Origin of the sequence: Streptomyces caelestis (assembly GCF_001279005.1) — a bacterium.
GTDB lineage: Bacteria > Actinomycetota > Actinomycetes > Streptomycetales > Streptomycetaceae > Streptomyces > Streptomyces heliomycini.
Genome location: NZ_LGCN01000199.1, coordinates 39,533 through 53,248, shown reverse-complemented (window position 1 = coordinate 53,248; position 13,716 = coordinate 39,533). Strand labels below are relative to the sequence as shown.

13 protein-coding genes and 1 pseudogene are annotated in these 13,716 nt (G+C 74.0%); 5 read left to right on the top strand and 9 right to left on the bottom strand.

Going from position 1 to position 13,716, the window contains the following annotated elements; genetic code table 11:
- Nucleotides 1-190 precede the first annotated feature (190 nt).
- Nucleotides 191-1,120 (top strand): DMT family transporter, encoded by a 930-nt coding sequence (locus ADK41_RS20280; protein WP_037804999.1) that lies wholly within the window; start codon nt 191-193, stop codon nt 1,118-1,120.
- 151 nt (nt 1,121-1,271) lie between these two features.
- Here ADK41_RS20280 and ADK41_RS20275 read toward each other — a convergent pair whose 3' ends face one another.
- From ADK41_RS20275 to ADK41_RS20265, 3 genes are all read right to left on the bottom strand, one after another.
- Nucleotides 1,272-3,254 carry a DUF1996 domain-containing protein gene (locus ADK41_RS20275; protein WP_106979555.1) on the bottom strand — a complete coding sequence of 661 codons (1,983 nt, stop codon included), beginning with the start codon at nt 3,252-3,254 and terminating at the stop codon, nt 1,272-1,274.
- A gap of 279 nt (nt 3,255-3,533) precedes the next feature.
- Nucleotides 3,534-4,208: a lytic polysaccharide monooxygenase auxiliary activity family 9 protein gene (locus ADK41_RS20270; RefSeq protein WP_030833141.1), complete on the bottom strand. Its 675-nt coding sequence runs from the start codon at nt 4,206-4,208 to the stop codon at nt 3,534-3,536.
- Nucleotides 4,209-4,399: 191 nt separating this feature from the next.
- Nucleotides 4,400-5,032, bottom strand: a complete 633-nt coding sequence (locus ADK41_RS20265) for a GNAT family N-acetyltransferase (protein WP_030833139.1) — start codon at nt 5,030-5,032, stop codon at nt 4,400-4,402.
- A 104-nt stretch (nt 5,033-5,136) separates the two neighbouring features.
- Between ADK41_RS20265 and ADK41_RS20260 the strand changes: the two genes are divergently transcribed.
- A complete protein-coding gene (locus tag ADK41_RS20260; protein WP_030833137.1) occupies nt 5,137-6,219 on the top strand; it encodes a YihY/virulence factor BrkB family protein in 1,083 nt (360 codons plus the stop codon).
- Between the two features lie 24 nt (nt 6,220-6,243).
- On the opposite strand, the pseudogene ADK41_RS43320 reads toward ADK41_RS20260, so the two are convergent.
- Nucleotides 6,244-6,639: pseudogene (locus tag ADK41_RS43320) on the bottom strand (flavodoxin family protein); the annotation flags it as partial.
- Between the two features lie 170 nt (nt 6,640-6,809).
- Here ADK41_RS43320 and ADK41_RS20255 point away from each other — a divergent pair.
- Together ADK41_RS20255 and ADK41_RS20250 are read left to right on the top strand one after the other, a co-directional pair.
- Nucleotides 6,810-7,451 (top strand): class I SAM-dependent methyltransferase, encoded by a 642-nt coding sequence (locus tag ADK41_RS20255; protein ID WP_030833135.1) that lies wholly within the window; start codon nt 6,810-6,812, stop codon nt 7,449-7,451.
- 97 nt (nt 7,452-7,548) lie between these two features.
- Nucleotides 7,549-7,998: an SRPBCC family protein gene (locus ADK41_RS20250; RefSeq protein ID WP_030833133.1), complete on the top strand. Its 450-nt coding sequence runs from the start codon at nt 7,549-7,551 to the stop codon at nt 7,996-7,998.
- A 100-nt stretch (nt 7,999-8,098) separates the two neighbouring features.
- On the opposite strand, the gene ADK41_RS20245 is transcribed toward ADK41_RS20250, so the two are convergent.
- The 5 genes from ADK41_RS20245 to ADK41_RS20225 all read right to left on the bottom strand — a co-directional run bounded on the left by ADK41_RS20245 (nt 8,099) and on the right by ADK41_RS20225 (nt 12,709).
- Nucleotides 8,099-8,449, bottom strand: a complete 351-nt coding sequence (locus ADK41_RS20245) for an ArsR/SmtB family transcription factor (RefSeq protein ID WP_030833130.1) — start codon at nt 8,447-8,449, stop codon at nt 8,099-8,101.
- 148 nt (nt 8,450-8,597) lie between these two features.
- Nucleotides 8,598-9,020, bottom strand: coding sequence for an ATP-binding protein (locus ADK41_RS20240; protein WP_030833127.1), 423 nt, complete (start codon nt 9,018-9,020; stop codon nt 8,598-8,600).
- A gap of 67 nt (nt 9,021-9,087) precedes the next feature.
- A complete protein-coding gene (locus ADK41_RS20235; protein ID WP_030833125.1) occupies nt 9,088-10,824 on the bottom strand; it encodes a SulP family inorganic anion transporter in 1,737 nt (578 codons plus the stop codon).
- Nucleotides 10,825-10,932: 108 nt separating this feature from the next.
- On the bottom strand, nt 10,933-11,529 hold the full coding sequence (locus ADK41_RS20230; protein WP_030833122.1) for an Rv1733c family protein: 597 nt from the start codon (nt 11,527-11,529) through the stop codon (nt 10,933-10,935).
- Nucleotides 11,530-11,635: 106 nt separating this feature from the next.
- Nucleotides 11,636-12,709 carry a zinc-binding dehydrogenase gene (locus tag ADK41_RS20225; protein WP_030833119.1) on the bottom strand — a complete coding sequence of 358 codons (1,074 nt, stop codon included), beginning with the start codon at nt 12,707-12,709 and terminating at the stop codon, nt 11,636-11,638.
- Between the two features lie 311 nt (nt 12,710-13,020).
- On the opposite strand from ADK41_RS20225, the gene ADK41_RS20220 reads away from it, so the two are divergent.
- Entirely contained in the window at nt 13,021-13,710 is a 690-nt protein-coding gene (locus ADK41_RS20220; protein ID WP_030833116.1) for a nucleotidyltransferase family protein, read from the top strand.
- Nucleotides 13,711-13,716 lie beyond the last annotated feature (6 nt).

Sequence of the window (13,716 nt, the reverse complement as noted above, 5' to 3'; positions counted from 1 at the left end):
GGCCGGGCGGTGCGCGGGTGGCGCGGAGCAGGAGGACGGTGCTGCCGCCGGCCCGCCGCGGGCGCGCCTTCGCGGCGGGCCCGGAGGCGGTGGTTTCCGCGCAGGAGTGGCCTCCCGGCCGGATTGGTCCCCGATGACGGGGCGGAAGTGGACCTCTCGGCGGGCCGCCGTCCCTCCTAGCGTCGGTGCCATGAACACCGTCACCACGCGCGGGTCCCTGCTCGCCGCGCTCGCCTGTGTCCTCGTCGGAGGCTCCTTCACCGCCAACAGCGTCCTCGGCGACTACCCGTACGCGGGCGGTCAGTTCCTGCGGTACGCGCTGGCCTGTCTGCTGCTGGTCCCCCTGGCCGGCCGGGGCGCCGCCGCGAGGCTGCGGTCGCTCCCGCCCCGCGGGTGGGCCCGGCTGGCGCTGCTCGCCGCGGTCGGCATGGTCGGGTTCAACCTGGCCGTCCTGGCCGCGGAGCGGACCGCGGAGCCGGCGGTGCCCGGCGTCCTCGTGGGCTGCGCGCCCGTGGTGGTCGCCGTCCTCGTCCCCCTGATGGACGGCCGACGGCCGAGGCGCGCGGTGCTGTACGGGGCGTCGGCGGTGGCCGTCGGCGCCTTCAGTGTGCAGGGCTGGGGGCGTACGGACGGGGCGGGCCTCGCCTTCTCGCTGTGCGCGCTGGTCGGGGAGGTCGGGTTCGCCGTCCTGGCCGTGCCCGTGCTGCGGCCCCTGGGCCCCCGTCTGCTGTCCGCCGCGGTGTGCGGCGTCGCCGCGGTCGAGTCGGCGGCGGCCGGGCTGCTGCTCGACGGGTCCGCGTGGCTGCGCCGCCCGGGCGGGGTCGAGGCGACGGCACTGCTGTGGCAGGCGGTGGTGGTCACCGTCATCGGCTTCGTGTGCTGGTACATGGGCATGCAGCGGATCGGCGCCGAGCGGGCCACCCTGTTCTCCGGTCTGATCCCGGTGGCGGCGGCGTGCACCGCGCCACTCGTCGGCACCGGGTCCTACGGCGCCGCGCAGGCCGTGGGCAGCGCCCTGGTCGGCGCCGGGGTCGTCCTGGGGTCCGGCGCGCTGCGCGTGCCCGTACGACTGCGCCGGCCCCGTGTTCTGCCCGAGCGGGCCGACGTCTCCTCGTGGTGAGCGTGTGCGCGGCGTTCGCCGTCAGCGACGACGTCGTGGTCGAGATGCCCGGGCCCGGGTCGTGCCGCGCGTCGACGCGGAGGGGGAGGGGAACGCGGGACGGCAGGACCCTTGAGGGGTCCTGCCGTCGTCGATGTGCCGCGGAGGAGGGTCAGGCCCCGCGCCGCACGCTCCGCAGGACGAAGAATCCGAAGATCACCAGTACTCCGCCCAGCGCGGCCGGCCAGAGCTGGGCCCCGGTCTCGGCGAGGCTTCCGGTCCCGCCCTGCGCCTGGGACCGGTCCTCGGCGCCGAGTTCGGGGAGGCTGCCGGGCACTTCGGCGGCCTGGGCCGCCCGGCCGCCGTCGTCCCGGCCGCCCTTGTCGCCGTCCTGGTCACCGGCGCCGGCGCCGTCGCCGTTCCCGGCCGGGGTCGAGGCCTTGACATCGGGCTGCTCGGTGGCCGGGGCCTCCGACGGCTGCTCCTGCGCGCCGTCGTTCCGGTCGCCGCCGTCGCCCTTGCCGCCACCGTCGTTCCGGCCCGGGTCGTCGCCCTTGCCGCCGCCGTCGTTCCGGTCGCCGCCGTCGCCCTTGTCGCCGCCGTCGTTCCGGCCCGGGTCGTCGGGTGTGGCCGTGGGCTCCTCCGGCTGCTGCGGCTCCTCGCCCGGCTCACCGCCGCCGCCGTCGCCGTCGCCGTTACCGCCGTCACCGCCGTTGCCGCCGTCCGCACCGCAGGTGCGGCCCTCGTTGATGCAGTCGACGACCTCGTTCATCAGGTCCTCGTCGAAGACGTTGATGAAGTCGCCGTGGTCCGTGATCGGCTTGTGCAGCTGCTCCGGGAAGGAGTCCACCGCGAACAGCGGGGTCGTCCTGCCCCCGTCGTCGAGGCTCGGCGCGTCGACGTCGTAGACGATGCGCTGCACCAGCTGCGGCACCGGCTTGAAGCCGGAGGGACAGTTGCCGGCCTCGTCCGCGAACGCCATGTGCGTACGGTGGTTGGCGCTGTCGGTGTTGCGGCCGTCCCAGCAGCTCTGGAAGTCGAAGCTGCGCACCACGTCGCTGCCCTGCGGGCACAGCGGGTACTTGTCCGTCAGCTGCCGGTCCTCGAACCCGGTGCAGCTCCAGGAGGCGTTGGCGTTGGCGGGGCCGTTGACGAACGACTTGGCGTCGCCGGTGATGATGCGCAGCAGCCGCGGCATGGCCGTGACCTCGCCCCGCGGGTTGCCCACGAAGGTCAGCGTGACCTCCTTGGGCGTGACGATCTCCCCGACGTTGCCCTCGATGCCGCCGCCCGGCGCGTCGGCGTCCCGCTCCCGGGCGCCGTTCTGCAGGCGCAGCACGGGCCAGTAGTACGACGACTTGTCGCCCTGGTCCACGCAGCTGGTGTCCGCCGCCGCCAGTTCCTCGTCGCTGGAGAAGGCGTTGGTGGCCTGGTTGCCGATGTAGTCGTGGAAGTGGTGCGCGCCGTTGCCGACTCCCGGTGCGGCGATCACGTTGTCCGAGTTGAACAGGCCGTTCTCGTTGACGCCGCACTCGCTGACGAAGGTGCCGCGGGAGGCGTTCCCCGTCCGCTCCGGCTCGGAGACATCGGGCTGGACGCTCTCGATGTCGACGTAGTCGCCGGCGACGGGCCCGTTGCCTGCCTGACCGCCGTTTCCGCCCTGGTCCTGGCCCTGCTGACCTTCCTGACCCTGCTGGTCCCGGCCGTCGCCTCCGTCACCCGCCTGCTCGCCCTCCCCGCCGCCGTCCTGCCCGGCGTCCGGCTGCGCGGGGGCGTTGCCGGACTCGCGCACGGCGCAGTCGGCGAGTTCCTCGAGGCCCTCGGGCCGCTCGCCGACCCGCTCGATGGCGGTCGCGATGCGGGCGAGGGCCGCGGAACGCTTCTCCTCGAGCGGCCCGGCTATCGCGTTCTCCGCGAAGCCGGGGTCCTGGCGGAGGGCCTCGGCCGACTCCCCGAGCCGCTTGTAGGCTTCCGCGATCTGCGCGTCCAGGCCGGCGAGTTCCTTGTCCACCTCCGTCCGCGCCTGCTCCGGCACCGACGTCAGCGCGGTGGCCACGTCCGGGCAGTCGATCGTGGCGCCCGAGAGGACCTGCACCCGGCCGTCGCCCTGCCCGCCCTCCTCCGTCGCGGAAGCGTAGACGTTGGCCGCCATCATCCCGCCGCCGCCCAGGATCAAGGCGAATGCGGCGAGGGTCGCGCGCTGTTTGGGACGTCTGCGTGTGTTGCGTGCCAAAGCAGTACTCCTACGCTTCTGTTGCGGGGGGTGGGCAGAGGATTCCCACGCCCCATACGCAGGCGGACCACAGGATGTTCAAAGGAGTCACGGTTTCCTCGCGGAGCCCCGGAGGACCCCGGTCCCGCGCACACCGGCTCCCCGCCGAACTCGCTCGGTCCGGCCGGGAGTCGGGGATAAGAGCGGTGAAGGGCCGGTGGATCAGACGAAGTTCACGTCACTGCACAGGAAGTACGTCTGGTCCATGTGCGAGGCCTGCCAGATCGTGTAGACGACGTGGCGGCCGCTGAGGCCGGACGTGCTCACCGGGATCGAGTAGTTCTGGCCGGGCGCGTACGAGCCGGTGCGGGCCACCAGCCGGAGGTCGTCCCAGCGCAGCTGCTGGGTGGCGGGGTCGAAGCCCTGCCGGGTGACGTACACGAGGATGTAGTCCGCGCCGTGGCCGGCCTGGTCGTGCAGCTTGACGGTGAAGTCGGCGTTCACGTTCGTCGTCTTCCAGGCGCCCGCCGTGTCCAGGGAGTTGTAGCGCCCGCCCTCGGTGCGCCCGCCACTGCACAACTGGCCGTCGGGGACCACGGCCTGGAAGTTGCCGGCGGAGCCGTTACGGTAGAGACCGTTCCAGTTCCACATGGCGTTGGGGTCGTACTGCCACGCCTTCCAGCACATCGGGTCCTGCTGGGCCATCGCCGGGTTCTGGAAGTCGCTTCCCCAGCGCAGCCAGCAGCCGTAGTTGCGGGAGGCGGGATCGACCACCGAGCCGTGGGCGACGGCGGTACCGCTCCAGGGAATCAGACAGAGCAGCGCGGCGACGACGACGCTCAGCGCGAGCGGCAGACGGGAGCGGAACGGTAATTTTTCATGGCCATGACAAGTCATGGGCTCCTTCTCTCCACTGTGGGGGTCGTGGGGGTGCGGGAGTGCCCCCACGGCCGCCGTGGGAGCGCTCCCAGTGCACAGGCTGCGCCCCCCGGAGCGGAGCCGCAACGCGCATTCACGCCACTTCCGTTCCGGCCATGGCGCGTTCGACGCGTTCGACGGGAGCGGGCGCGGGCGCGGGCGCGGGACCGTCAGAGCCCGTCGAGATCGTGCGTCGTACGGCCGAGGCAGACGACCGAGTCGTCCATCGGGACGTCGATCTCCTCGAAGCCCATACGGTCGTAGAAGGCCCGGGCGGGCTTGTTGGCCGTCGCCATGACGAGGTGGACGGACGGCACTCCCCCGTCCCGCAGGGCCCCGAGGAAGGTCCGCATCAGCTGCCGGCCGTAGCCGCGCCCCTGCCACTCGGGCAGCAGGTCGATGTGCAGGTGGGCCGGCCAGGCGGCCAGCTCCGGGACGATCATCCGCTCGGGGTGGTGCAGGAGCCGGGCGATCGCCTCGTCCGGGGTGGCCGGCGGGCCGGACGGCTCGGGGTGGCGGTCGGCGACCAGGGGCAGCCACGCGGCCCGAAAGGTCCCGGCGAAGCGGACGGTGTCGGCGGTGCCGACGATGTAGCCGACCGCCCGGCCCCGGCCGTCGTCCAGGACGAAGGCCAGCTCCGGCTCCAGATGGACGTAGGGCGCCGCGAAGGTGTCGGGGAAGACCCCGGGGTCGGCGTAGTGGGGGCGGCTGTCCTGGCCGTTGTGCGCGGTGCGGATGCAGATGTCGTCGAGGGCCGGCCGGTCCTCACGGCGGTACGGGCGGATCCTGGGGGACTCGGTCATGCCTGGCATCCTGCCCATCTGGGAGCGCTCCCACAACCCCTTTCCGGCCAGGCCGGGGCCCTGGCTCCGGGCTTAGCCGGCCGGTCCCTGGATACCCGGGACGCATGAAGCTGCATATCCCGGGACGGAACGCCCCACAGGCCGACGAGAGCGCGACGGACGAGTCCCGTCCGGGTCACGGGAGCGACGCGACGGCGGACGACCCCGGACCCAGCGACGCGGTGGAGCGGGCGGCGCCGGACACGCCGACCAAGCTGCCGAAAGGGGCCTGGGGCGCGGCGCTGAAGGGCAGTCTGCGCGAGTTCAAGGACGACGAACTCACCGACCGGGCCGCGGCGCTGACGTACTACGGTGTGCTGTCGCTCTTCCCGGCGCTGCTGGCCCTGGTGTCGATCCTGGGCCTCACCGGCAGGTCGACCACGGACAAGGTGGTGGAGAACCTCCAGGAGCTCACCGCCCCGGGCGCGGCCCGCGACATCATGACCCAGGCGGTGGAGCAGCTGCAGGGCCGGGCGGGCATCGGCTCGGTCGTGGCGATCGTCAGTCTGCTGCTGGCCATCTGGTCGGCGTCGGGTTACGTGGCGGCCTTCATGCGCTCCTCGAACGCGGTCTACGACATTCCCGAGGGGCGGCCGGTCTGGAAGGTGCTGCCGGTACGGGTCGGGGTGACGGTCGCGCTGATGGTGATGGCCGTGGTCAGTGCGCTGATCGTGGTGTTCACCGGCGGCCTCGCCCGTCAGGCGGGCGACCTGCTCGGGCTGGGCGACACCGCGCTGACCGCGTGGTCGATCGCCAAGTGGCCGGTGCTGGTCCTGCTGGTCACGATGATGATCGCACTGCTGTACTGGGCGGCTCCGAACGCCAAGGTCAGGGGCTTCAGGTGGATCACCCCGGGCAGTTTCCTGGCGCTGGTGATCTGGCTGGCCGCATCCGCCGGGTTCGCCCTCTACGTCGCGAACTTCGGCTCGTACAACAAGACCTACGGCACGATGGCCGGTGTCATCGTGTTCCTGATCTGGCTGTGGATCTCCAACCTGGCCATTCTGCTGGGTCTGGAGTTCGACGCGGAGATCGCCCGGCAGCGGGCCATCGCCGGGGGCCATCCGCCCGAGGCGGAGCCGTACACGCAGCCGCGCGACACCCGGGCCTGGGACGAGCAGGACCGGCGGCGCATGAACGAGACCTGACGGCGCCCGCGGCGCGGCTCGGTCCATCGGGCCCGCGGCGACCGTGGCGCCCGGCTCCCGGCACCGCTCGACGGCGGCCCGGTCCGGCTCGCCGGTGACGGTCACGCCGTCGGCGGCGCGACGCCGGCCGGGTCCCGTCGTGATCGACTCGATGCCCCGCACCGCGCCCGTGACGTCGTTCCCGCCGTGCACGTGGTACCCGAAGGGCCGGCCCCGGGTGGTGTCCGGGCACGGGTGGTACACCTGGTCGAGGAAGTACATGAGCGCCCCCGACACGCAGCCGAGGTTCGCCGGGGTGCCGAGGAGGCAGCCGTCGGCGTCCAGGACGTCGGCGGCGGTGGCGGACAGCGCCGCCCGCCGCACCACCCGGGCGCCCTCGATCCCGGGGGCGCCCGCGCCGGAGAGGACGGCCTCGAACATCGCCCGGCAGTTCGGCGAGGGCGTGCGGTGGACGATCGGCAGGGTCGGCGCACCCCGACCCTGCCGTGCCGGTCCGCGTGTCCGCGAGCCGCCACGGGCGGTGCCCCGTTGTGACGGCGGGACGGGGATGGCACGATGCCCGGCATCGGTACGCGGAGACGGGGTGTGTCTTGGTCGGCGAGGATCACGGGTCACCGGCGGCGGCGGTGTTCGACGCGCTGGGCGGCGAGTACGAGAAGGCGTTCGCCTCCTCCCCGGCGCACCGGGCGTCGCTGGAGCGGCTGCTCGAAGGACTGGCGCCCGGCAGCAGGGTGCTGGACGTGGGCAGCGGGACGGGCCGGCCCACGGCCGCCGCGCTCGCCGGGGCGGGTCACCGGGTGCTGGGCGTCGACGTGTCCCCGGTGATGGTGGAGATCGCCTCCCGGCAGGTCCCGAAGGCCGAGTTCCGGTGTGCCGACATCCGCCGGACGCCGCTCGAGGAGGCTTCGCTCGACGCGGTCTGCGTGTACTTCGCGCTGCTGCAGATGTCCCGTGCGGAGCAGTCGGAGCTGGTGCGCCGGCTGGCGCGGGCGCTGCGGCCGGGCGGGCTGCTGGCGCTGGCCACCGTGCCGCTGGACGTCGAGGAGTTCGACGGCGTCTTCATGGGGCAGGACGTGCGCGTCACCAGCTTCGCGGCCGAGGACGTCGTCGCCCTCGTGCGCGCGGCGGGCCTGACGGTGGAGTCGCGGGAGAGCGTCCTGTTCACCCCGGCCCACCCCGACGCCCGGCCGGAGCCGCAGCTCTTCCTGCACTGCCGCCGCGAGGAGGCGTGACCCCTCGGCGGCCGGTGTGACGGGTCGTCAGGATTGCCCGACGGGGAAACAGGTACCCGTACCTCCGTTCCCCATCGGAAAGCGAGGTAGCCGGCGCATGTCGCAGGTAGAGGAATCCATCGAGGTCGACGTCCCCGTCCGCACCGCCTACAACCAGTGGACCCAGTTCGAGAGCTTCCCGGAGTTCATGGGCGGCGTGGAGCGCGTCGAGCAGCGCGACGGCACGCTGACCCACTGGGTGACCAGGGTCGGTGGCGTGGAGCGGGAGTTCGACGCCGAGATCACCGAGCAGATCCCGGACGAGCGCGTCGCCTGGACCACGGTCGGCGGCGAGGCGAGGCAGGCCGGCGTGGTCACGTTCCACCGCGTGCGGGACACCACCACCAAGGTGATGCTGCAGATGGACTTCGACCCGCAGGGCGTGGCCGAGAACGCGGGCGACAAGCTCGGCTTCGTCAAGCGGCAGGTCGGCGGTGACCTGAAGCGGTTCAAGGAGTTCATCGAGCGGCGAGGCCTGGAGACGGGCGCCTGGCGCGGCGAGGTCTGACCGCCGCGGGGCGACGCCCCGCCCCTCCCGTCGTCCCGGCGCCGTCCGGCGCACGACGGCCCTCGTGGTCCCGGCCCTCGGGCCGGGACCACTGCCGTGTCTACGGCAGCGGTTTCGGCTCGCCCTGTGCGGCCTGGAGGTCGGCGAGCAGCTCGGCCTGCCCGGCGAGCACGCCGGACAGGATGGTGCGCGCCACCCGCAGCAGCTCCGCCACGTGCGGACTGGTCAGCGAGTAGTACACGGTCGAGCCCTCCTTGCGGCCGACCACCAGGTTCGCCCGCCGCAGCACCGCCAGCTGCTGCGAGAGGTGAGCCGGCTCGATGCCCACCTCGGGCAGCATCTCCCCCACCGCGTGCTCGCGCTCGCTGAGCAGTTCCAGCACGCGGATGCGGGCGGGGTGGCCCAGGGTCTTGAAGAACTCGGCTTTCAGCTGGTACAGCGGCGTGGTCATCGTGCCGTCCCCTTTCCGGCGCGGCAGCACGGCCCGCACGGCCGGTCCTCGGTCCATCGCCTCGTCTGTTCGTCGGCGTCGGCATCGACGCTTTCCGACATTAGCAACTCGGTACATCCCCGCCGTCCGGCGGCCGGGCCCCGTGGGCTCACAGGGGGAGCGTGATCCAGACGCTCTTCCCGCGGCCGTCGGCGTCGCCCCGGACCACGGCGGTGCCGCCCAGCCCGTGGGTCAGTTCGACGACCGTGGCCAGGCCGCCCGGTCCGGCGCCGTCCGGCCCGGACAGCCGCGGCCGGTGAGGGTGGCGGTCGTGCACGGCGAACACCAGGCAGTCGGGGCTCGCCGCGTAGACCACCGTCGTGCGCGGGGAGACCTCGGCCGCGTGCCGGACGCTGTTGGCCACCAGTTCGCTCAGGATCAGCAGCGCCGGGCCCACCGCGGGGTGGCGCTCGCCGATGCCCCACTCCGCCAGGGCCCGTTCGGCCGTTTCGCGGGCCAGGCGCACGGCGCCGGGCCCGGTGGGCAGGGTGAGCACGTGGCGGTGGGGCAGTGCGCTCAGTGCGGATGTCATCGGCGCTCCGAAAGGCACGGTCCGCTCCGCGTGGTGCGCGGAGCCCGGGAGAGGGGGTGGGTGCGGGTCACGGCGCCTCCCGGGTGGGTGCGGGCACCGCGACCGGGGGCTTCGCCGCCCGCAGGACGCCGTCGCGTTCCAGGTGGTCGCGGGCGGCGCGGATCGCCTCGGGGGTCGTGGCGTACTCCCGGCCCTCGTGCCGCAGCAGCTCCAGGGCGCCCACGGCGTCGAGGGCCCGGCGGTGTGCCGGGCGGACCCCGGACGCCATGACGACGATGCCGCGCCGTCCCAGTTTCGTCACCGCGTCCTTGAGGACCAGGGCCCCGGTGGCGTCGACGACGCTCACGTGGGACATCCGCAGGATGACCACGCGTACGTCGGCGAGTTCGGTCAGCTCCAGCAGGAAGCGGTGGGCGGCGGCGAAGAACAGGGGGCCGTCGAGGCGGTAGGCGACGATGTGCTCGGCCGTCAGTTCGTGCTCCTCGTCCGTGTGGTCGCCCCGGTCGAGCGGCAGCGGGGCGAGCCGGGCCTGCCGGGCGACGGCGCGCAGCGCGAGGACGCCGGCGACGACCAGACCGATGATCACCGCCTGGACGAGGTCGAGCACGAGCGTGGCGACGGCGGTCAGGACGAGGATCAGCGCGTCGGAGCGGGTGGCGCGGGCCATCGCGCGCAGTGAGCCGACCTCGACCATGCGGACCGCGGTCGCCAGCAGCACGCCGGCGAGGGCGGCGAGCGGGATCCGCGACACCAGCGGGGCGGCCGCGAAGACGATCACGGCGAGGACGACGGCGTGCGTGAGCGAGGCCAGCCGGGAGGCGGCGCCGGTACGGACGTTGACGGCGGTGCGGGCGATGGCGCCGGTCGCGGGGACGCCGCCGAACAGCGGGGCGGCGATGTTGGCGAGGCCCTGGCCGAACAGTTCCCGGTCGGGGTCGTGCCGCTGCCCGACGGTCATGCCGTCGGCGACGGAGGCGGACAGCAGCGACTCCAGGGCGGCCAGTGCCGCCACCGCCAGGGCGGGCGCGAGCAGGCCGCCCAGGGCGCCGGTGTCGACGAAGGAGAGGGAGGGGGCGGGCAGGCCCGAGGGCAGGTCGCCGATCGGACGCGCCGCGTCCAGGCCGGCCGTCCGGGCCACGACGGTGGCCGCGACCACCGCCAGGACGGAGAAGGGGACGGCCGGTTTCCAGCGCGCTCCGAGCAGCATCGTGCCCGCCACCGCGAGCGCCAGCGCCAAGGCCGTCCAGTTGGGGGCGCGGACGAACTCCTGGTACGCCCGCCAGGCCACCACCAGGACCCGCTCCCCCTCGGGCACGGGCACGCCGAGGGCGTTCGGGATCTGCTGGAGTCCGATCACGCACGCGATGCCGAGCGTGAAGCCCTCCACCACCGGCGCGGGCACGTACCGCATGCTTCCCCCGGCCCGCAGCAGCGCCAGCGCGACCAGGATCGCGCCCGCCATCAGACCCACGGTGAGCACGCCCGCCGGTCCGTGGTCGGCGACGATGGGCACCAGGACCACGGTCATCGCCCCGGTCGGCCCGGAGACCTGGAGGTCGGAGCCGCCGAACACGGCGGCCAGGGCCCCGGCGACCACGGCGGTGGCCAGCCCCGCCTCGGCGCCGAGCCCGGAGGAGACGCCGAAACCGAGCGCGAGCGGCAGCGCGACGACCGCGACGGTCAGGCCGGCGAGCAGGTCCCGGCGGGGGCTGCGCCGTGCCCGGTCCAGATCGGCACGGGTGGGCAGCAGCGAGGCGAGCCGGGACCGGACTCGGACTCGGGCCTGCGGCAGCGGTACGGACACGGGCCCTCGACTTCGGCGACGACTGTATGGCGAGAACAGCATGTAGCCAATTGCTAAATTTTGCAATTGAGCAGGTCGCTGGAGGCCCGGTCGCCACGGCGCCCCGCCTCAGCCCGTCATGCGCCTGCGCCACGACGGCTCGACCCGGCGCCACTCCTCCTCCCACTCGGCCAGGCGCCGCAGGTGCAGCCGGGCGCGGACCAGCCGGCCGCCGAGCAGGACCAGTCCTCCGGAGGCGACGGCGACCGTGGTGCCGGCCATGACGCTCTGGAACCGCGCTTCCGCGCCCTCGGGCGGTGCGGAGACCAGCCGGCCCGCGGGATCCGTCCACACGGTGACCTTTGTGCCCGCCCGGCTCCCCGGGTCGACCTCCGCCCGGCCCGTGCGGTCGGTGCCGTCGGAAGCGGTCCACCGCACCCTGGCCCATACGCCGCCGTCCCCGTTCTCCGTCACCGGCGCGGACAGCCCGGCCGCGTCCTCGGCCAGTACGGCGGTGACGGGGGTGGTCCGCTCCCGGCGCTCGGCGAGCGACCCGTCCACGGCCGCGGCCGCCGTCAGGCCGGAGAACACCCCGAGCAGCAGGGCGAGGACGAGTGCGGCGAGCACCAGCCAGGCCTCGACCAGATCGCTGCGGCGGCGCAGCGGGTTCCTCCGCCACCGCCACAGCCGCACCCTCCGGGGCCTCGTACCCTGCGTCCTCGCCATCGGAGGTCACCTCCTCGCACAGGTGACGAACGGCGCCTCACTCCAGGGTGGACCCGGCCGCCCCGCTCCCGCATGGGCCGAACGGCCCGATCCGCCGGCGCGCCCGTCAGACCGTCGGGTGCACGGGCACCACCTCGTGCTGCGGAACACCGAGGACGACCTTGAGCGCCCCGGTCTCGGCGGCGTTGCCGAAGACGTCGTAGGCCTCCTGCATGTGGTCGAGCGGGAACGTGTGGGTGACCAGCCGGCGGGTGGGCAGCCGGCCGGCGGCCGCCATCCGCAGCAGGGTGGGGGTGGAGCGGGTGTCGACCAGTCCGGTGGTGATGGTGACGTTCTTGATCCACAGGTCCTCGAGGTGCAGCGTGGCGGGGGCGCCGTGCACGCCGACGTTGGCCAGGTGCCCTCCGGGCCGCACCACGCGGGCGCACAGCTCGAAGGTCTCCGGGACGCCCACCGCCTCGATGACCACGTCCGCGCCGAGCCCGCCGGTGAGGTCCGCGATCAGCTGCTCGGGGCCCTCACCGGCGTCGGCGACGGCCTCGGCCCCGAACTCCTTCGCGGCCTGCAGCCGGGAGGCCGCCACGTCCACGGCGACGACGCGTTCGGGGCCGAACAGCCGGGCGGTGGCGATCGCGGCGAGCCCGACGGGCCCGGCGCCGACCACGACGACCGTGTCGCCGGGACGCACCCGCCCGTTGAGCACGCCCACCTCGTAGGCGGTGGGGAAGATGTCGGCCAGCAGCACGGCGTCCTCGTTCGCGACCGCGCCGGGCAGCGGGTACACCGACAGGTCGGCGTACGGGACGCGCACGTATTCGGCCTGGGTGCCGTCGACGAGGTGGCCGAGGATCCAGCCCCCGCCGCCCCGGCACTGGCCGTACACGCCCTCGCGGCAGTAACCGCAGCGCCCGCAGGCGGAGATGCAGGAGACCAGGACGCGGTCCCCGGGGCGCACGGTGCGGACGTCGCCGCCGGTCTCGACGACCTCGCCGACCGCCTCGTGGCCCAGGACGGTGCCCGGGCGGACCTCGGGCACGTCGCCCTTGAGGATGTGCAGGTCCGTGCCGCAGATGGTGACGGCGTCGACGCGCACGATGGCGTCGCCGGGTTCCTCGACGGCCGGGTCGGGGACCTCCTCCCAGGCGGACTGCCCAGGACCGTGGAAGACGTAGCCCTTCATGCCGATCCTCACCCTTCTCGCTCGGCGGCGGGCTCGGCGCCGGGCGCGCCCGCGCCCGCCTGCGTCGGCGGGGCCCGGTCGGTTTCCGGGACCGCCCTGCACTTCCAGTCTGGCGGCACCGAGGCGAATCCGCCGGGGCGGGACGGACCACCGGGCGGGCGGGGCCCGCGCACGGGAGGCGGCCGCCCGGGCGGTCGCCGCCTCCCGGGGGCCCGCCTTTCGCCCGCGCCCGTGTCGGAACGGGCACACCGGGTACTAGATGCGGGCACACGACGGCCGTGCGGACCGTCCGGTCCGCGAAGGGAGTGGTCATGACGGAGAACGGCGAGGACGCCACACTCGCCCGGCCCTCGGGGCCCCGGGAGCTCCGTCTGGCCACGGACCTCCCGGGACCGGTGCCGGCGCACACCGTGCGAAGCGGCGCACGCGGCCAGGAGGACGACCCGGAGCTGCCCCGCGACCGCAATCAGGCGATCCTGGAGGCGGCCAAGCAGGTCGGCGCGGTGCTCAAGCGGGGCGGGCACCCGTTCGCGCTGGCCGGCAGCGTCGCCGTCCACGCCCACGGCGGCAGCGGGAACCTCCAGCACGACGTCGACTTCTGCGTCCGGCCCGAGGACGCCGAGCCGGTGGCCGCCACGCTCCGCGAGGCCGGGCTGACGGTGTACACCCCGCCCGAGGACTGGCTGATCAAGGCCACCTGCTTCGGCCAGGACGTCGACCTCATCTTCGAACTGGCGCACCGGCCCGTCTCCACCGAGATGCTCCGGCGGGCGCCGGAACTGCCGGTGGAGTCGGTGCGCATGCCGGTCCTGGCTCCCACCGACCTGCTGACCGGCCTGCTGGCCGCCTTCTCGGAGCACCACTGCGACTTCGGGGCCGTCCTGCCCATCGCCCGCGCCCTGCGCGAGAAGGTCGACTGGGAGCGGGTGCGGCGCGACTGCGGGGACGAGCCCATGCCGGCCGCCTTCTTCTTCCTCCTGGAACGCCTGAACGTCATCTGAACGTCC

Coding starts and splice junctions, on each gene's coding strand:
- ADK41_RS20260 (WP_030833137.1), top strand. CDS start 5,137: ATGAAGCTGCATATCCCGGGACGGAACGCCCCACAGGCCGACGAGAGC.
- ADK41_RS20230 (WP_030833122.1), bottom strand. CDS start 11,529: ATGGCGAGGACGCAGGGTACGAGGCCCCGGAGGGTGCGGCTGTGGCGG.
- ADK41_RS20245 (WP_030833130.1), bottom strand. CDS start 8,449: ATGACCACGCCGCTGTACCAGCTGAAAGCCGAGTTCTTCAAGACCCTG.
- ADK41_RS20270 (WP_030833141.1), bottom strand. CDS start 4,208: ATGACTTGTCATGGCCATGAAAAATTACCGTTCCGCTCCCGTCTGCCG.
- ADK41_RS20265 (WP_030833139.1), bottom strand. CDS start 5,032: ATGACCGAGTCCCCCAGGATCCGCCCGTACCGCCGTGAGGACCGGCCG.
- ADK41_RS20220 (WP_030833116.1), top strand. CDS start 13,021: ATGACGGAGAACGGCGAGGACGCCACACTCGCCCGGCCCTCGGGGCCC.
- ADK41_RS20225 (WP_030833119.1), bottom strand. CDS start 12,709: ATGAAGGGCTACGTCTTCCACGGTCCTGGGCAGTCCGCCTGGGAGGAG.
- ADK41_RS20275 (WP_106979555.1), bottom strand. CDS start 3,254: ATGATGGCGGCCAACGTCTACGCTTCCGCGACGGAGGAGGGCGGGCAG.
- ADK41_RS20240 (WP_030833127.1), bottom strand. CDS start 9,020: ATGACATCCGCACTGAGCGCACTGCCCCACCGCCACGTGCTCACCCTG.
- ADK41_RS20250 (WP_030833133.1), top strand. CDS start 7,549: ATGTCGCAGGTAGAGGAATCCATCGAGGTCGACGTCCCCGTCCGCACC.
- ADK41_RS20280 (WP_037804999.1), top strand. CDS start 191: ATGAACACCGTCACCACGCGCGGGTCCCTGCTCGCCGCGCTCGCCTGT.